The 15,317-nt window shown below is 41.4% G+C and carries 13 protein-coding genes; 9 read left to right on the top strand and 4 right to left on the bottom strand.

The features are described from left to right. Positions 1-6 precede the first annotated feature (6 nt). On the top strand, positions 7-672 hold the full coding sequence (locus G6N79_RS15285) for a response regulator (RefSeq protein ID WP_103906069.1): 666 nt from the start codon (positions 7-9) through the stop codon (positions 670-672). A 165-nt stretch (positions 673-837) separates the two neighbouring features. Here the strand turns inward: G6N79_RS15285 and G6N79_RS15280 are convergent, their stop codons facing one another. Further along, entirely contained in the window at positions 838-1,542 is a 705-nt protein-coding gene (locus G6N79_RS15280; RefSeq protein WP_200818777.1) for a LuxR C-terminal-related transcriptional regulator, read from the bottom strand. Positions 1,543-1,821: 279 nt separating this feature from the next. Between G6N79_RS15280 and G6N79_RS15275 the strand changes: the two genes are divergently transcribed. The 3 genes from G6N79_RS15275 (at position 1,822) to G6N79_RS15265 (ending at position 3,573) form a co-directional block, all read left to right on the top strand. Beyond that, positions 1,822-2,487 (top strand): hypothetical protein, encoded by a 666-nt coding sequence (locus G6N79_RS15275; RefSeq protein ID WP_146060610.1) that lies wholly within the window; start codon positions 1,822-1,824, stop codon positions 2,485-2,487. 88 nt (positions 2,488-2,575) lie between these two features. Then, on the top strand, positions 2,576-3,139 hold the full coding sequence (locus G6N79_RS15270; RefSeq protein ID WP_103906067.1) for a hypothetical protein: 564 nt from the start codon (positions 2,576-2,578) through the stop codon (positions 3,137-3,139). Positions 3,140-3,252: 113 nt separating this feature from the next. Beyond that, positions 3,253-3,573 (top strand): hypothetical protein, encoded by a 321-nt coding sequence (locus G6N79_RS15265; RefSeq protein ID WP_103906066.1) that lies wholly within the window; start codon positions 3,253-3,255, stop codon positions 3,571-3,573. Between the two features lie 2 nt (positions 3,574-3,575). Here the strand turns inward: G6N79_RS15265 and G6N79_RS15260 are convergent, their stop codons facing one another. Further along, on the bottom strand, positions 3,576-4,403 hold the full coding sequence (locus G6N79_RS15260) for a hypothetical protein (protein ID WP_103906065.1): 828 nt from the start codon (positions 4,401-4,403) through the stop codon (positions 3,576-3,578). Between the two features lie 416 nt (positions 4,404-4,819). Between G6N79_RS15260 and G6N79_RS15255 the strand changes: the two genes are divergently transcribed. The 4 genes from G6N79_RS15255 to G6N79_RS15240 all read left to right on the top strand — a co-directional run bounded on the left by G6N79_RS15255 (position 4,820) and on the right by G6N79_RS15240 (position 11,096). Then, positions 4,820-4,987 (top strand): hypothetical protein, encoded by a 168-nt coding sequence (locus tag G6N79_RS15255; RefSeq protein WP_160003706.1) that lies wholly within the window; start codon positions 4,820-4,822, stop codon positions 4,985-4,987. A gap of 176 nt (positions 4,988-5,163) precedes the next feature. Continuing rightward, positions 5,164-5,535, top strand: coding sequence for a TFIIB-type zinc ribbon-containing protein (locus G6N79_RS15250; protein ID WP_103906064.1), 372 nt, complete (start codon positions 5,164-5,166; stop codon positions 5,533-5,535). Between the two features lie 663 nt (positions 5,536-6,198). After that, entirely contained in the window at positions 6,199-9,282 is a 3,084-nt protein-coding gene (locus G6N79_RS15245) for a SusC/RagA family TonB-linked outer membrane protein (RefSeq protein WP_103906063.1), read from the top strand. A 41-nt stretch (positions 9,283-9,323) separates the two neighbouring features. Then, a complete protein-coding gene (locus G6N79_RS15240; RefSeq protein WP_103906062.1) occupies positions 9,324-11,096 on the top strand; it encodes a RagB/SusD family nutrient uptake outer membrane protein in 1,773 nt (590 codons plus the stop codon). Positions 11,097-11,173: 77 nt separating this feature from the next. Here the strand turns inward: G6N79_RS15240 and G6N79_RS15235 are convergent, their stop codons facing one another. Continuing rightward, a complete protein-coding gene (locus tag G6N79_RS15235) occupies positions 11,174-11,785 on the bottom strand; it encodes a response regulator (RefSeq protein ID WP_103906061.1) in 612 nt (203 codons plus the stop codon). Then, entirely contained in the window at positions 11,778-13,646 is a 1,869-nt protein-coding gene (locus G6N79_RS15230) for a tetratricopeptide repeat-containing sensor histidine kinase (protein ID WP_160003704.1), read from the bottom strand. Before G6N79_RS15230 ends, G6N79_RS15235 begins: the two co-directional genes overlap by 8 nt. A gap of 530 nt (positions 13,647-14,176) precedes the next feature. On the opposite strand from G6N79_RS15230, the gene G6N79_RS15225 reads away from it, so the two are divergent. Then, a complete protein-coding gene (locus G6N79_RS15225; RefSeq protein WP_103906059.1) occupies positions 14,177-15,289 on the top strand; it encodes a hypothetical protein in 1,113 nt (370 codons plus the stop codon). Positions 15,290-15,317: the final 28 nt, after the last annotated feature.

Genomic DNA, 15,317 nt, shown 5'->3' with positions numbered 1-15,317 from the left:
TATTATATGTTTAAAAAAGTACTTATTGCTGAAGATCATGAAGTAGCGAATCTGTCGGTTCAGAAAACGATCAAGGAGTTGGGCGTTTCAGAATCGCATTATGTTTATTACTGCGATGACGCACTTGCACGGATCAAAAAAGGTCTTGCCGATGGGGCACCTTACGATTTGCTGATCACTGATTTGGTATTCGAAGAAGATGAGGTGTCGCAGAAAATTTCCGGAGGTAAGGATTTGGTCCGATTGGTAAAGGAACTGCAACCGGATATCAAAGTCATCGTTTTCTCCTCCATAGATCGGATCAGCTTGATCGACGGACTCTTTCGAAACCTGCAGATCGATGGCTATGTGCGGAAAGCACGCAATGATGGACAGCACCTTAGGGAAGCCTTAGAGTCCGTATCACAAAATAAAATCTACCAGTCTCCGGATATCAGGCAATCCCTGCGATCAAAGAATACCCACGAATTTTCTGCACTGGATATTCAGATCCTGCAGTCGCTATCCCAGGGAATAAAGCAGAAGAATATTCCGGAAATATTGGTGGCCAAGAACATCAAGCCTTCGGGATTAAGCAGCATCGAGAAAAGACTGAACCTGATGAAGGAAGTCTTTGGCTTTACCAATAACGAGCAACTGGTCGTCTATTGCAAGGATAAGGGATTATTCTAGCATTTGGAGCCAATGGAATCATTGCTGTAAATAAAAATTAAGCCTTTTACGGGAACCCGTAAGGTTGAGAAAATAGATGTAATTACATTTGTATCATTAAGTAATACCAAATTGATATTAGCCAACTATACTAGGAGAGATACCCGCAAGGGTATCTCTTTTGTTTTATGTGAGGTCGAAATTAAGGGCAAACTTGAGGAGTTCCGCAAAGGATTTCACCTCTAATTTCGCACAGATATTCTTTCGATGGGTCGTCACGGTATGGAAGGAAATAAAGAGTTGTTCGGCGATGCAATTGGAGGATTGGCCGTTCACCAATAATTTGATGATTTCCTTTTCCCGTTTCGTCAACATGGCGAATCTCTTGTAGTTTTCCAGGATATATTGCTCCTGCTCCAAAGTTCTGATCACGCGGGATACCATGTTGTCCACTCCAGAAATCGGAGTGGCCATAATCAAGATCTTATTGGAGTTCACATGTCCGTTTTCGTCCCTGAAGAATTTGCAGCTGGTATAACACCAGGTATATTCCGAATGTCCATGAAATTTAACGCGCTGGAAATAATTATACGAATGGTCGGGATCACCAAGTAAAATATGATTGGTAACCGCCATCTTTGCAGCAAGCATCTCTGCCTTAACGAAATACTTGTCGTAATAATGTTCGCCAAGCATGTTCAATTCCTCCGGTGTAGTACCCAGGGTGTTGCATCCCCATTCATTCATGTAAGTTACGCCAAAAAGGACGTTGTCAATCAGCTCATGCAACATGAGGCCAGCGGGAAGGAAAGCACCGATATCGGAAATATCCAACTCACCATGGTCAATGCGCTTAGATATGCTGAATAGATGAGCATCTAGGTTATGCATAGCGTGTGGGTTAATAATTAATACAAATGGTTTGTTATGTAAATGTATTTATAATAACTGAGTAATGATATATAATTATAATTAAATAATTGTTAATCTGTACGTGATTGTGTTTGTTTTAGTCGAAAAAATATACGATTAAAGGGAGATTTGGCGGTTTTTATTAAACTTGAGCGTGTTAATTTTTTTTTAGTATTTGTGTTTCTTCGATTGTAATATTTTTCTTTTCGATTAATCCATTTGGTTATTTTAGTATCATAAATTGAAAATGTAATTTTTATGAAGCGATTATTGACCCTATTATTTCTTTGGTGTTTTCTACAGAGCAGCTATGCACAACGAGGGACATTTACCCAGACGTTTATGAAAGACCTGGAGTATAGGGATGGGACCTATACAGCAAATTTGAAACAGAATGTTTTCGGAGATCTGATATTTACAGACTCCAAAGGAAATGCCTATACCTATGAACAAAAGTACCTGAATAAACACTTCTCCGAAATAGGTTCAGGTTTGGAGGGGAAACGAAAATTTATGAAGGAATTGATCCGGAAGAGTCGGCGTGAACGTGATTATCAAATACGGTACAGCATCGATATTTTCGGTGAGGAGTCCATTCGGGATAATAGGGGATACCAAGCCAAGAAGGGCAAGGATATTCATGGTGAATATTTTGAGGAATCGGATGGGGAGTTCAAAACTGCTATCAAACGGAATTTCCGTGGAGAGCTGGAATATCAAGAGAATGATTTTTCGGCGACATTGGGAAAGGATATTTTCGGAAAATGGAGTTATAAAGATAGTGATCGCAATGAAATTCAGTTTTCACAGGTAACTTGGTACAGACTTTTAAAGCGGTTTGGCTCAGATAAGGATATTCTTTGGTTCATGATCGATAAAATGTTCGCCTTGAACGAAAAGGGTGGCTACGGAGCTGCACACTAATAAATTGATTTTTAATGATTTCTTAACGTATTACTGCTTGTTATTCTACTTTAGTTTAATAAATTAGCAAATATTAACCCTAGATACTATGAAATTTAAATCAATCTTAAGCGTATTGCTCCTTTCTCCAATAGCCTTGCTTGCGCAAAGCCAAGATGAATTAAGGACCCTGAAAAAGCAAGTAACTGATTTATCGGCTCAGGTCACTACGTTAAGTCAGCAGGTGGTTACTTTGCAGGATAAGATTCCTTATTATGAAGCGACGCTAAATTTAAAGCAATCAGAACCCGTACAGAGAAAAACGAAATACGAAGTGCGAATTACCGAGGTGAAGTATGATGAGACTGGCCGGATGTTAACCGTTAAGGGATTGGTTAAGAAGTTACCGACAGCAGATAAGGATGATCGTCTATCGTTTTTTGAAGAACATCTTTTAACTCCCGAAGGCTTAAAGGTCAATGCGGAGATGGTAACCAACGGAAATAATTCATTCGTAGTTCCTGATCCAGAAATAGATATGGACTATGCCTTTGTCATGCCTTTTCAAATGGCCCAGAAGCCTGAAAAATTAGCGTTACTAAAATTTAAGGTTGGAATAGGTTTTGTAAATTCTTTTGAAGTTTTCTCATTTAAAGGATTAACGGTCAATTAGACTGGTAAGCTTCAATAAAATTATCCTGCTCAAAATAAATCGCTTATCCAATCTTTGGGCAGGTTATAGTTTATGATATGTTTTATTACTAAAAATATTAGTAATTTTAAGCCATGGCAACTCCGGCATGGTTAACAAAGAAGAAGGAAATTCCCAGCGAGGTCCTTGCATTGATCAAAGATGCGCGGGTGAATGGCTGTTGGATTTACCATGAATCCAAACGCACTTTTTACACCCCGGAAGAGTTGGAAGCGCAATGGGATCGCATCATTTATATCAATAACAAGATGAACAACTTGCGTGATTTCAAAAAAGTAACCCCCATATTTGCGGTTAGGACCTGTGCACATTGGTTACAGGTCACCAATGCCAAATTTCAGGAAGTCATCTTGAAATTCGATCAATATACCTATGAATTCAAGTCTAAAAAATAAGTTTATTCTCCTTTGTTCGGTTTGGTGCTGTTCCTACCGGCATACTTATGAATCATATATTCCGTAGCCAATCGGAGTCCCCGATCTGTCTTGACGGGATGCGTGCCTGCTTCCGTATAGAATTCCACCTTTCTGTTGATCTGTGCATACCAGATTTTTCCGGCACTCCAACGCGTTAGGGTGTCAGTGCGCATGATCTTTTGAAAATGTGCCAATTTATCCTCATTCAAGGGAATGATTGGATTTCCCGACGCCAACTTGACGGTGCAATCAACTTTTTCATACCGCTCTCCAGCCCAAACCATGCAGCTCTTTGGTGGATTGGCAAGATTTAAAGCCAAAGCAATACCCAGCACCACGACAGCACCCGCAAAGATCAACAGGTAGATTTTTTTATTCTTGGGAATGCCAACGGATGGTTCACCCACGATAGGTTCTGCGTGCGGTTCTGTAGGCGATGTAATTTTTCGAGCTTCGGCATCAATTCTAAACGGGCGATTGGGATAGTCCACTAATATTGCGGCTAATTTGACCACACCCTCACGAGGACTGATAGTTGTTCTCATCAGAAATCGCTGGACGGGTATTAGTCGATCCCGGTCACTTCTATCGATAGCCTCAGAGAGGGAATCGTATTTTTTTTCCAGATCGAAAAAAGTTTTAAAAACCCGATGGTCATCAGGCGTCATCTCCGATGCGGATAATGCCAAAGCATAGTCCCGCAAACCTGCCGGTGTTGGCATCATCAAAGGCTCGGGCAAGGTACCTTTGGCCAACTCTTCCTCATAGAAAAGAAGTATATCTTTTTTAAAGTTTTCAAACTGCGACATCCTCACAAAATTACAAGTCTGCCATCTCGGGATTTACGGGAAACCATAAAGGAAATTTATCCCCCACAGCTGCATTTTTATAGAATTTCAACCCCCCAATCCGATATTTCCGGAATTGTGCCGGAATTATCGGAATTACTGGAATTCCTTGATTGATTGGGGTTTAAAGCCTATACATTTGTTCTCGAGATCAGCAAATAAATTGATTAGTTCTTTCTAGGAAAGATACAAAAACGATCTCATTAAAGCCGCCTTTATGCGGCGCGAAAAATACATTGGGAAGTGGTTTTTCGCGCAGCATAAAGGAAGCTTCCACTTCCCAAAGAATTCAGAAGGCCTTCTGAAAAACAGTACAGCAACCCCGCATGCGCTATGCGTGGGCCTGGAGATTTTTTAACCTTAAAATTTTTTGAATTATGTGGTATGTTTTCTTATCCCTATTATTAGGACAGCCTAATCCGACAATGCCTGCAGACGCAGATGTGGTAACCGTACAATCAACGGATCCTTCAACACCAACTGATGGTGGCGATGACACCAATTACGGTGACCGTGGGAACGTGCGCCCGCCGATAAAAAAATAGTCAAAAACAGCAAATACATGCCACCACCGGAAAGATGGTGGCATGTGTCGTTTTTGTTGGACGAGAATGTGGCGAAATGCTTGTAAATTGTTAAAATTTGTCAAATTCCGCCATCTTAATCTTGCGTTTTGTATAATTTTAGCTAAATTAAAACCTTATCAAAATAGCAGATACCTATGAAATGTCCGAATTGTAATGAGACTTTGTTGATGGCCGAGCGACATCATGTAGAAATAGATTATTGCCCAGCTTGCCGTGGGGTATGGTTGGATAAGGGAGAATTGGATAAATTGTTGGCATACGCTTCCTCCCAAGGTGGGCAGGCAACAAGTTCAGCACAACCTGAACCTCAGCAGCCCCAGCAGGATAGAAGGGGGTATGGCCAACCGAATTATGGCCATAAACAAGATCACTACGATGATCGAGACCGATATGATGATCGTGATCGCTACGATGACCGTGGACATCATGATTCCTACCGCGGTGGAAACCAACGGTACCCAAAGAAAAAGAAATCATTCCTATCCGATTTTTTTGATTTCGATTAATCAAAATGCCTTTAGTTCCGCTAAAGGCATTTTTTATTTCCCAAAGTGCAGGGTCTTGTATAGTTTCGCCGTTAGACCGTGCTTATTCTTGAATAATTTGTTCAGATGGCTCTCGCCTGTAAAATTCAATTCATTTGCAATCGCTGCATTTCGCATATGTTTGATTAGCACAAGGTATTCTCTAATAAAACTGGCTTATGGGGTCTTTCTTGTGATTATCCTTAAGTAATTCTGAACAACTCCAGCTAAATCGAATTGGAACCATTTTTTAACCTTTTTTATCAAAATTTTTTGATGTAAGAACATAGGGTTAAATAGTGGTTTTTATTTGAATACCTCTCTGTGTTTTAGATGTTTGTATCCGATTGTTCTATTGTTTGATAATTAAATTTTTCCATCCAAATCATGATAATATATTGGAGATAATTGATAATGATCAACTATAAAACGTTGTGCTGATTAGCTTACTTTGAGATGTTCCGTTTGTGAAAAATACCAAGTTAAACCCGAAGATTTAATATTTCTTATCGAATATCCAATACCTGTTGCATCATTTATTTAGGTGCAATAAAGTTTTTGCATGCTACCATGAGATGGTGATCTATCTCTTTTTATTCGGGTGTGGGATTAAAATAGATTATTAACTAGTAACCACAATAAATTATGAGCTATTCAAAGTTATGGAGGTCAACCGTCAATAAAGGAAACCTTTCTCTTATTTTGGCCCTTCTAGCCACAACACCAACTTTGGGGGAGTCGTTATTCCATGCGATTACGGTTCGTGAGATGCACAACCACCCTAATGTACCGATTAAAGGTTTGATTTTAGATCCTTCTGGCACCCCCGTAGAGGGAGCCACCATTCGCTTGAAGGGCAGTCCAAACCTCACCACGCAGACAAATGCCGATGGTACTTTCTTACTGGACCTACCTTCGGGGTCGACTGCTATTTTGGTAAGTTTCGTAGGTTTTAAGACTGTAGAGGTGCCGGTTTCAAATCAGGAATATATTGAGATCAAGCTGGAAGAGGAAAACCTATTGGATGAGGTCGTTGTAGTAGGATATGGCACCGTGAAGAAAAGAGACCTCACGGGCGCCGTAGCCAGTGTTAAACCGGAGGAGATCATGCGGACGCCAACTGCAAATGTAATGGATGCCCTGCAAGGAAAAGTGTCAGGTATGGACATTATGAAGTCTTCTGGACGTGCAGGGTCCAATGTAAATGTAACGTTGCGGGGAAGTCGGTCGATATACGGCGATAATAATCCTCTCTATATTATCGATGGTATCCCAGGTGATTTTTCCCGATTGAACCCAAGTGATATAGAATCCATCGATGTTCTAAAGGATGCTTCCTCCACCGCGATTTATGGATCGGCAGGTTCCAATGGAGTAGTAATCATCACCACCAAGCAGGGTAAAGCTGGCCGAACGACGGTTGCATTTGATTCCTATTTCGGGTATAATGGGTTCCCTAAGTTTCCACATGGGCTGGTAGGGGATGATTATATCAAATTAAAACGTGAAGCTTATCGTGGCGAACATGGGAACTATCCTGAATTCATGAATAATATCTTTAAGAATCCAGCTCATTTGGAAGCTTACGAACAGGGTAAATGGGTGGACTGGATGGATTTGGTCCTTGATGATGGCATTCAGCAGAATTACAGCTTATCCATTAATGGTGGGACCGAGAAAACCAATGCGTACCTTTCTCTTAACTACAATGATGAGCGTGGTATGATCAAAAATGATCGCTTTAAAAAATATGCAGTTCGGGCCAATATTGATCATAAACTATCTGAATTGTTCAAAATCGGCACGAATTTGCAGTTGACCTATTCGGATGGTGATCAGGCAGGACAGAATATCTTTGGAAATAGCCTCACGTTCCTTCCGCTAGGGGACGCGTATGATGCAGAAGGCAATATTCAGCATATTGCTGTCGACGGTGTCACCAACCCGTTGTCTGATCAGATACCTAACCAATATGAAAACAATACGTTGCATACCTATTTTGCAGGAAATGGGTTTCTGGAATTTACGCCAATCAAAGGGTTAAGATTTAGATCCGTATTCGGGACAGTTTTGGGATCTGGCCGAAATGGAAAATATTTTGGTCGACAATCCATTGCCAATCCAGAGGCTGGTTTTAAAATTCCCGTTGCTGTAATTATCAACGATAGAAATTATGATTATCGCTGGGAAAATATCGTCAACTATGACTTCCAACTTGGTGAGGATCATGAATTTTCATTGACGGGGGTCACATCGTGGGCGAAAAATCAAGCAGAGCAAGCCTATGCAGGAGGTTCAGGGTTTGATCTGGATACGTATTCTTTCCATAATCTGAGTGCTGCAACGACTTCGGTCATACGATCTTCTTATACAGGTAGTCAATCGATGTCCTATGTTGGTCGGGTAAATTATAATTTTAAGAGCAGATATCTTTTTTCGGTGTCGAGCAGGTGGGACGGTGTATCTCGATTATCCATTGGCAATCAGTGGGATGTATTTCCTGCAGGGGCATTTGCTTGGCGAATCAGTGATGAACCTTTTTTTCAAGCCATTTTGCCAACTATTTCCAGCCTCAAGTTTCGCCTAGGATACGGAATCACCGGAAATTCGGGAGGGATCGGAGCGTATGGCACGCAAGCTGGCGGCTTTAATGCACCAAAGCCAGTGGGTTTTGGCGATAATCCCGGTGCAGCTTTCATCTTGAACTCACAATTGGCAAATACAGCTTTGGGATGGGAAAAATCATATACGACGAATGTCGGAATGGATGCAGAGCTCTGGGCAGGAAGATTGAATCTTACCCTAGATTGGTATAATGCTGATACCAAGGACCTGCTTTATTTGCGGGATATGCCAGCTTCACTCGGCGGCTCTTGGGGAGCGCCTTTTAAAATGTGGCAAAACGTCGGAGAAACGAATAACAGAGGACTGGAAATATTGCTCACATCCAATAATATTTCCAAGGAGAATTTCATGTGGCAAACAACCCTCACCTTTTCCGCAAATAAGGAAAGGATTGTATCCCTGCCGGGGAATAAGGATTTAATTTCCAGTAATTTATTTCTGGGACATCCAATAAAAACGTTCTATGACTACAGGTATCTTGGTATTTGGCAGGAAAATGAAGCTGAGGAGGCGGCCAAATTCAATTCCCTGCCAGGTGATATCAAGCTGGCCAATAACGGCGTTTTCAATGAAGAAGGTAAGCATGCTTATGGGATTCATGATAAGGTTATCCTAGGGTCGGGTGTTCCGAAATGGACCGCAGGATTGCAGAATACTTTCCAATACAGAAACTTTGATCTGAATGTGTTTGTGACAGCAAGGTGGGGACAGATGATTTCCAGCAATCTGATTACCCGTTATAATCCGACGACGAGCGAAGGGAATAGCCGTGATGATATCGATTATTGGACACCTGAAAACCCGGGAGGCTACCTGCCAAGGCCGGGCCTGCATTCCAGTACAAGTGGGTACATCGGTTTTGATGCGTTGAAATATGTGGATGGCTCTTATTTTAAGATTCGGAACATGACCTTGGGGTATAGTTTGCCTGCAGCATTGACGCAACGTTGGAGCATGCAAAAACTTCGTGTTTATGCCACAGCTAACAATCCCTTCATCTTCACAAAAAGCGACCTCTTGAAATATCAAGATCCAGAATCGAATGGTTCCGATAATTTCCCATTGACCAAGCAATTTGTTTTGGGCTTGAGTGTGATATTTTAAAAGTTGTGGTGCTTATCTAATGAATTATTAAAGAAATTGACATGAAAAAGAAATCTATATTCCCATATTTAATCAGTGCCGGATTAATGATCAGCTCTTGTTCTCTGGAAGAATTTAACCCTTCCGGTGTGACGGTGGATAAGGTTGCAGAATCCAAAACAGGTTTTGATAAACTGATCAATAGCTGCTACTTTGATCTTTCCCGCTATTTTTATGGTCGGAATCTATTGTTGGTTACAGAAGGAGGGACGGATATCTGGACAGCAGATCTTAACTCCAACAACAATCAGAATTATATGAAATACGCTTCTGGTGGAGCAATGTCCATTGATATGGCAAAGGACTTTTGGAACGGATCATATGATGCCATTAATTATTGTAATCTCGTCATTGGTCGGGTAGATCAAGTCCAAGATTTTGCCAATGACCAGGAAAAACGTGAAAAAGTATCTGAGGCTCACTTTTTAAGGGCACTCTACTATTTTCATTTGGTTGAACAGTTCGGCGCCTGTCCATTAACGACAACCGAAACCACGAATGCCGAAACCGAATCCATACGGACGGAACCCTTGGAAATTTATGAACAAGTCATCCTTCCTGATTTGCGTTTTGCAGCAGACAATCTTCCTCTTGTTGCGAAAGAACCTGGCCGACCAACAAAAAAGGCGGCATTGGGATTGCTCGCGCGGGCAGCACTGCAAACAAAAGGATACGGATCTACAGCATACCTCGAGGAAGCTCTCGCCACAGCCAAAAAACTGATTGATAATCCAGGCACATATGGTACAGGACTGTTTGCGGATTTCACTGATAATTTTAATGCAGCCAACAATAAGAATAATCTTGAATCCTTGTTCCAGATAACCTATTCTCAAAATTACGGATCAACCAATGTGTATGACCACAACAACGATTTTAAGCGTTTCTACTGTACGCCGACAGCCTTCGGGGCAATTCAATCGGCAGGCTTCCAGCTGCAGATCGGTAGATGGACCACTGGAAATTTCATGCCTTCAAAATATTTATTGGATGTCTTTCGGAATGCTGATGGCACCCTAGATCCAAGGTATTCCATGTCCTTTCAAACGGCTTGGACAGCGAATGTCAATTATAGCTGGAGTCAAGATGCCATTGTACAGTATGATCGTCGTTCGAATATTGGCGTAGGCACACAGTTGGAAGATGGTGCATTGGCTATAAAATTTGTCCTCCCAGAAGAAGATGAATATACCACGATCAGCCAGAAACTTGCCCTACCTTACCTATTGATAGATTACAATGATCTGTATGGGACCGATAGGAAAGTAAGGATGAAATATACACGCACAAATCAACAGCCAGGATTAGTAGATAACCCATTCATTAGTTTTTATCCATCGCTAACAAAATTCAATTCCGGACATTTGGTTATGCCGCGCTCAAATACTTATACCAGTGATGCAAATGCGAGTGTCATGCGGTTAGCGGAGGTTTACCTTATTGCCGCTGAAGCTGAATTTTACCTGCGCGGTGCTAATGCTGCAGCTGCAAATTATATCAACGTGCTTAGGCAACGGGCAAAAGCGTCCCTAATAACGGCAGGAACTATTGATCTACAATTCCTATTGGATGAACGAGCCAGAGAGCTTTGTGGAGAATATGGGCGCTGGTATGACTTGAAACGAACCGGCAAGCTTACAAAAGCCTACTTGACCGAGAAAAATCCAGATGTGGGACAGTATTTTATTGAAGGAACCCATCAGGTAAGGCCAATACCACAAGGACAAGTAGATGCGATCAGTAATCCCGAAGGCTACCAAAATCCTGGTTATTAATAAAACCCATCAAAAAGGAGTCTAAAACATTCGAAAATGGGTTAGACTCCTTTTAAAATTTATCCCCACCATTCTTCTTAAATCAATTTTTTCTCAATGGCTATTCTTACCAATACTGCGGTATTTTTCGCGTCTAATTTAAAGAGTAGATTTTTTCGGTAACTCTTTATGGTTTCGGGGCTAAGAAAAATACGTTCAGCGATTTCACCATTTGTCAATCCTTCTGCTACCAATTTCAACATCTCGCGTTCCCGTTGGCTAAGCCATAATTGAGATTCCTTCGGTTTTTTCATCAGCAAATCAACTTCATGACAGAGAAAAGTTTCTCCTGCAGCAACAGCTTTTATACCTTCGAGGACTTCCTCGCACATGGCATTCTTAAGGAGGTAACCGGAGGCGCCATGTTCTAACATTTGCCTCACAACGCTATACTCATTGTGGGTGGTCAAGGCCATGATTTTTAGGTTCGGATCATTATCCTTTAATTCCTTACAAAAATCCACGCCATTTATATCCGGTAGTCCGACATCTAGAAGCAATACATCCGGATTCCAAAAGCGGATGGAATTTCTACAGTCGGAAGCGCTGTAGGCTACCCCGGAGACCTTGGCTATTCCAGATCCATCGATGAGACTCTGCAATCCCTCGATCAGTATTTTATGGTCATCAACAATTGCAACATTAATCATAATTCTTGTTTTTTGTCATTTCCAGATCCACGTGAATCTCTGTTCCCTGTGAAGAGGATAGAATATCCATTTCTCCTTGAAATGCTTCCACTCTTTGTCGGATGTTCCGAAGACCCATACCTTCTGCCACTGTCTTTTGATCAAAGCCGCTTCCATTATCCTGAACGGTAAAGGAAATTCGATTTGAATCCTGGACCAATTGTACATTGATAAGTGTTGCATTGGCATGTTTCAGGGCATTGTTTACGAGCTCATGAATACACCGATAGACCATGATTTCCATTTTGCTCGGTAGTCTAGCTTCATTTCCAAAATAATGGAAATTTGCCGTTGGGATCGCCGCACAGAAATCAGCAAGGGAAACTTTTAAGCCATGTCGAAGTAACGATTCCGGCATCATGTGATGCGCTACTCGGCGAAGTTCCTGAATGGAGTCGTCCAACATGCCTAAAGCGGTCTGAAAACGGGTCACATCCATAGCTTCTAGCAATGCATCTCCATGTACTTGTGGTAGGTTTAGCTTTATGGCCGACAACATACCTCCTAAGCCATCGTGGAGATCTTTTGCGAGCCGAGTCCTTTCTGCTGCTTCGCCATCCAGCGTTGCTTGGACTGCTACCAACTGTTTTTCCTGCTCTAAGCGACGGCTTTCCTGTTCTGCCAATTTCCGCCTGTTTACTGCTAGGCGATACCTTGCAAAGGCGAAAGCCAACGCAATCAGTAACGCTCCACCGATAGCGGTGCCAAGCCAAATGTATAAGTAACGTTGTTTCTCCAAAGCTGCTATCTGTAATTGTTTTTTTTCTGTTTCATATTTGACCTCTAAATCTGAGATGGATTCTTGATATTCTTCTGTGGCAAATTGCTGTATGGATGCGGTATAGGTTTCCATATAATCCTCCGCCGTTTTTAAATTGCCGAGGTACATGTTATTTCGGATGTGATTCAGCAGGACATTATGCTTGATTTCCATATTTGCAGAATCTAAGTTCCTGGCCTCAATTGCCAGCTGCTCACTCTCCCGGTAATTCCCTTGGTAATACCGCACATTTGAAAGATTGACATACAACTGAGCCAATAAATTTGAGTAGCCTACTTCTTTAGCCAAGGCAAGACCTCTTTCTGTATAGACCGCTGCCTTTTGGTAATTTCCGGTCTCCTGATAGCATCTACCCAAAACTGATAGTGCGACCGCTTCACTGTATTTATTCCCTAATTGATGAAATATCTCTACGGCGCGCGTAGCATATTCAATGGCTTTTGGCATATCAGTTTCCTGGTAAATGTTTGTTAAGGCAATGGCAACCGACCCAATACCTTCTTTGTTATTCAGTTTAATCGCCAAGGCTTCTGATTCTTTTAAGTACTTTTCTGCTTGTTTGAAATTTCGGAGTTGAAGGTATACATGGGCGATATTTCCCAGGGCCATGCCCCTTCCTTGATCATTTCCTTCTTTCTCGAAGAGGTGCAGCGATTTAAGATATTCCTTTATCGCTTCCGGATGGTTATCTTCCATTTTGAAAATGGACCCCTTGTTCATATGGGCACTTGCCAATTCTTTAAAACTGGATAAGGTAGAGGCAGGCTCAAATGCAAGGTCTTGGTAGAAATGCGCAGAATCATACTGAGCCAAATAGAAGAAGGACATGGCTGTATGACTGTAAAGAATAGATAACCATTTATTATTCTGGTGCTTCTTAGCAAGAGCAATTCCTTTTTTGCCAAAATCAATTCCTTTCTCAGCATCTTCTTCCCATAAACTGTAGACAAGCGCATCATAAATCTCCAACTTTTTATCTATCGCAAGGGGCTGCTTCTCTAATGCCGTAACTAAGGAATCAACCACGGATGATTGTCCCATTAAATGCAGCGGTTTCACTATGGTTATAACAATGAAGAAAAATAGCATAAGCTGTGGTATACCTCTAATGATAAAACGTTCCATGTTATTATTTGATTAGTGGGTTTTACTCATAAATGATTTCACCAAAGTTAGGGGGGAGTCTTCTTGATTAAAACCCCCTTTTGGGGGTATACGGAATAATTTGGGCAATGTACTTTTGGTTAATCCAAATATAGCCAAAAGATTAGACGTTTGGGGCAACTAATTGCTGAGGAACAATCAGTTAAGTTTTTGATTCAAGAAAACGTAGATATTTAAAGTCCTGTTGTAAGTTGTCATGGAAATGGACCATTTTCAGAAAATTACCAGCAGGCACTAATTCAGACCTTCCAAAAAATGGAGGGTCTTTTTATTGATGTCCCTGTATTGTTCTTTTCCCCCTTTGGGGGGTATAAAGACGCTGTTTCTGCCAATAACTTTGTTTCATCGCTTCAGCCTACTGGTGAACCGAGGTTAATTGAAAATTATAAACAATAAAAATTATAGTAATGAAAACAAAATTTTTAAAAACCAGCAGCGTGATGCTGTTCATGTTATTTACAGTATCCGCAATTATAAGTTGTTCGAAAGAAGATACGGCAGAGCCCATCCCTCCAGTGCCCACTTGCGAGATGATAAAAGTGTCAGGAAAGATCGATAAGCCCACTGTTTGGGAACCCGGGTTTGTGTATGTAATCGAGGGGTCGGATTTAAGGATAGAGTCGGTACTGACGATCAAGCCTGGAGTAATCGTCAAGGTTAAAAATGCACGGATTGGCATTTATGAAGACGGTAAAATTTTGGCGGAAGGTACTTCGGAAAAACGGATAATCTTTACCTCTTTGGCTGATGACCGTTATTGCGGAGATACCAATGGCGATCTACTGGCTACAAAGCCCGAAAAGGGTGATTGGGTTTCTATAAATCTTAGTGGAACCGTAGGATCGGTCTTTAAATATGTTGACATATTCTATGCAGGCCAATCCAGTGGAGGAACAAACCGGGCCGTAGACATTGCTTGGTCACAATCAGCCTCCTTTACCTTTGATCATTGCAGAATTGCACATACCATGGATGGCCCTCGCTCTGATTCGCAGGCATTTTATGGAAGTTCAGCAATGGTGGATGACAAAGTAAGCAAGTTTACGAACAATGCCCTATATGATAATGGCAAACCCATCTATTTCAATGCATTTTACACTTTGGATCCAAGTAATGTGTTTCATAATCCGGAGAAACCCAGCGAGAAAAACAAGCATAACGGAATTTATTTATACGGAACGGTTAGGGATAAATCTGTTGCATGGAATATTAAGGAGGTACCCTATGTGGTCAATCAGTATTTTCAAGTTGCCAATGCATCGACCATCAATATTGGTCCAAATGTAACCGTAAAGTTCATGAGTTCAAGTGCTGGACTTCATCGAAACGCACCTCAGAATATCATTCTTAATCCTACAGCGGTGCTTACCTCTTACAAAGATGATAAGCAGGGGGGAGATACCAATGCGGATGAGAACATTACGGTCCCGACCAAAGGAGATTGGACAGGATTTAGGAATGCCTATGGCGGAAGCCCAAGTTGGCAGAAAGGTCCCAATATTTTATACGCAGCAAATTAAGGACATAAATTATCGAAACCTGTAGCAT

Source organism: Sphingobacterium lactis, from assembly GCF_011046555.1.
GTDB lineage: Bacteria > Bacteroidota > Bacteroidia > Sphingobacteriales > Sphingobacteriaceae > Sphingobacterium > Sphingobacterium lactis.
The sequence above is the reverse complement of the archived record's forward strand: the minus strand, read 5'-3'. Positions and strand labels throughout refer to the sequence as shown.

Bases quoted from the DNA above. Each gene is read 5' to 3' on its own strand.
- G6N79_RS15255 (WP_160003706.1), top strand. From the start codon at position 4,820: ATGTGGTATGTTTTCTTATCCCTATTATTAGGACAGCCTAATCCGACA.
- G6N79_RS15260 (WP_103906065.1), bottom strand. From the start codon at position 4,403: ATGTCGCAGTTTGAAAACTTTAAAAAAGATATACTTCTTTTCTATGAG.
- G6N79_RS15225 (WP_103906059.1), top strand. From the start codon at position 14,177: ATGAAAACAAAATTTTTAAAAACCAGCAGCGTGATGCTGTTCATGTTA.
- G6N79_RS15250 (WP_103906064.1), top strand. From the start codon at position 5,164: ATGAAATGTCCGAATTGTAATGAGACTTTGTTGATGGCCGAGCGACAT.
- G6N79_RS15230 (WP_160003704.1), bottom strand. From the start codon at position 13,646: ATGGGACAATCATCCGTGGTTGATTCCTTAGTTACGGCATTAGAGAAG.
- G6N79_RS15265 (WP_103906066.1), top strand. From the start codon at position 3,253: ATGGCAACTCCGGCATGGTTAACAAAGAAGAAGGAAATTCCCAGCGAG.
- G6N79_RS15245 (WP_103906063.1), top strand. From the start codon at position 6,199: ATGAGCTATTCAAAGTTATGGAGGTCAACCGTCAATAAAGGAAACCTT.
- G6N79_RS15235 (WP_103906061.1), bottom strand. From the start codon at position 11,785: ATGATTAATGTTGCAATTGTTGATGACCATAAAATACTGATCGAGGGA.
- G6N79_RS15280 (WP_200818777.1), bottom strand. From the start codon at position 1,542: ATGCATAACCTAGATGCTCATCTATTCAGCATATCTAAGCGCATTGAC.
- G6N79_RS15240 (WP_103906062.1), top strand. From the start codon at position 9,324: ATGAAAAAGAAATCTATATTCCCATATTTAATCAGTGCCGGATTAATG.
- G6N79_RS15275 (WP_146060610.1), top strand. From the start codon at position 1,822: ATGAAGCGATTATTGACCCTATTATTTCTTTGGTGTTTTCTACAGAGC.
- G6N79_RS15270 (WP_103906067.1), top strand. From the start codon at position 2,576: ATGAAATTTAAATCAATCTTAAGCGTATTGCTCCTTTCTCCAATAGCC.
- G6N79_RS15285 (WP_103906069.1), top strand. From the start codon at position 7: ATGTTTAAAAAAGTACTTATTGCTGAAGATCATGAAGTAGCGAATCTG.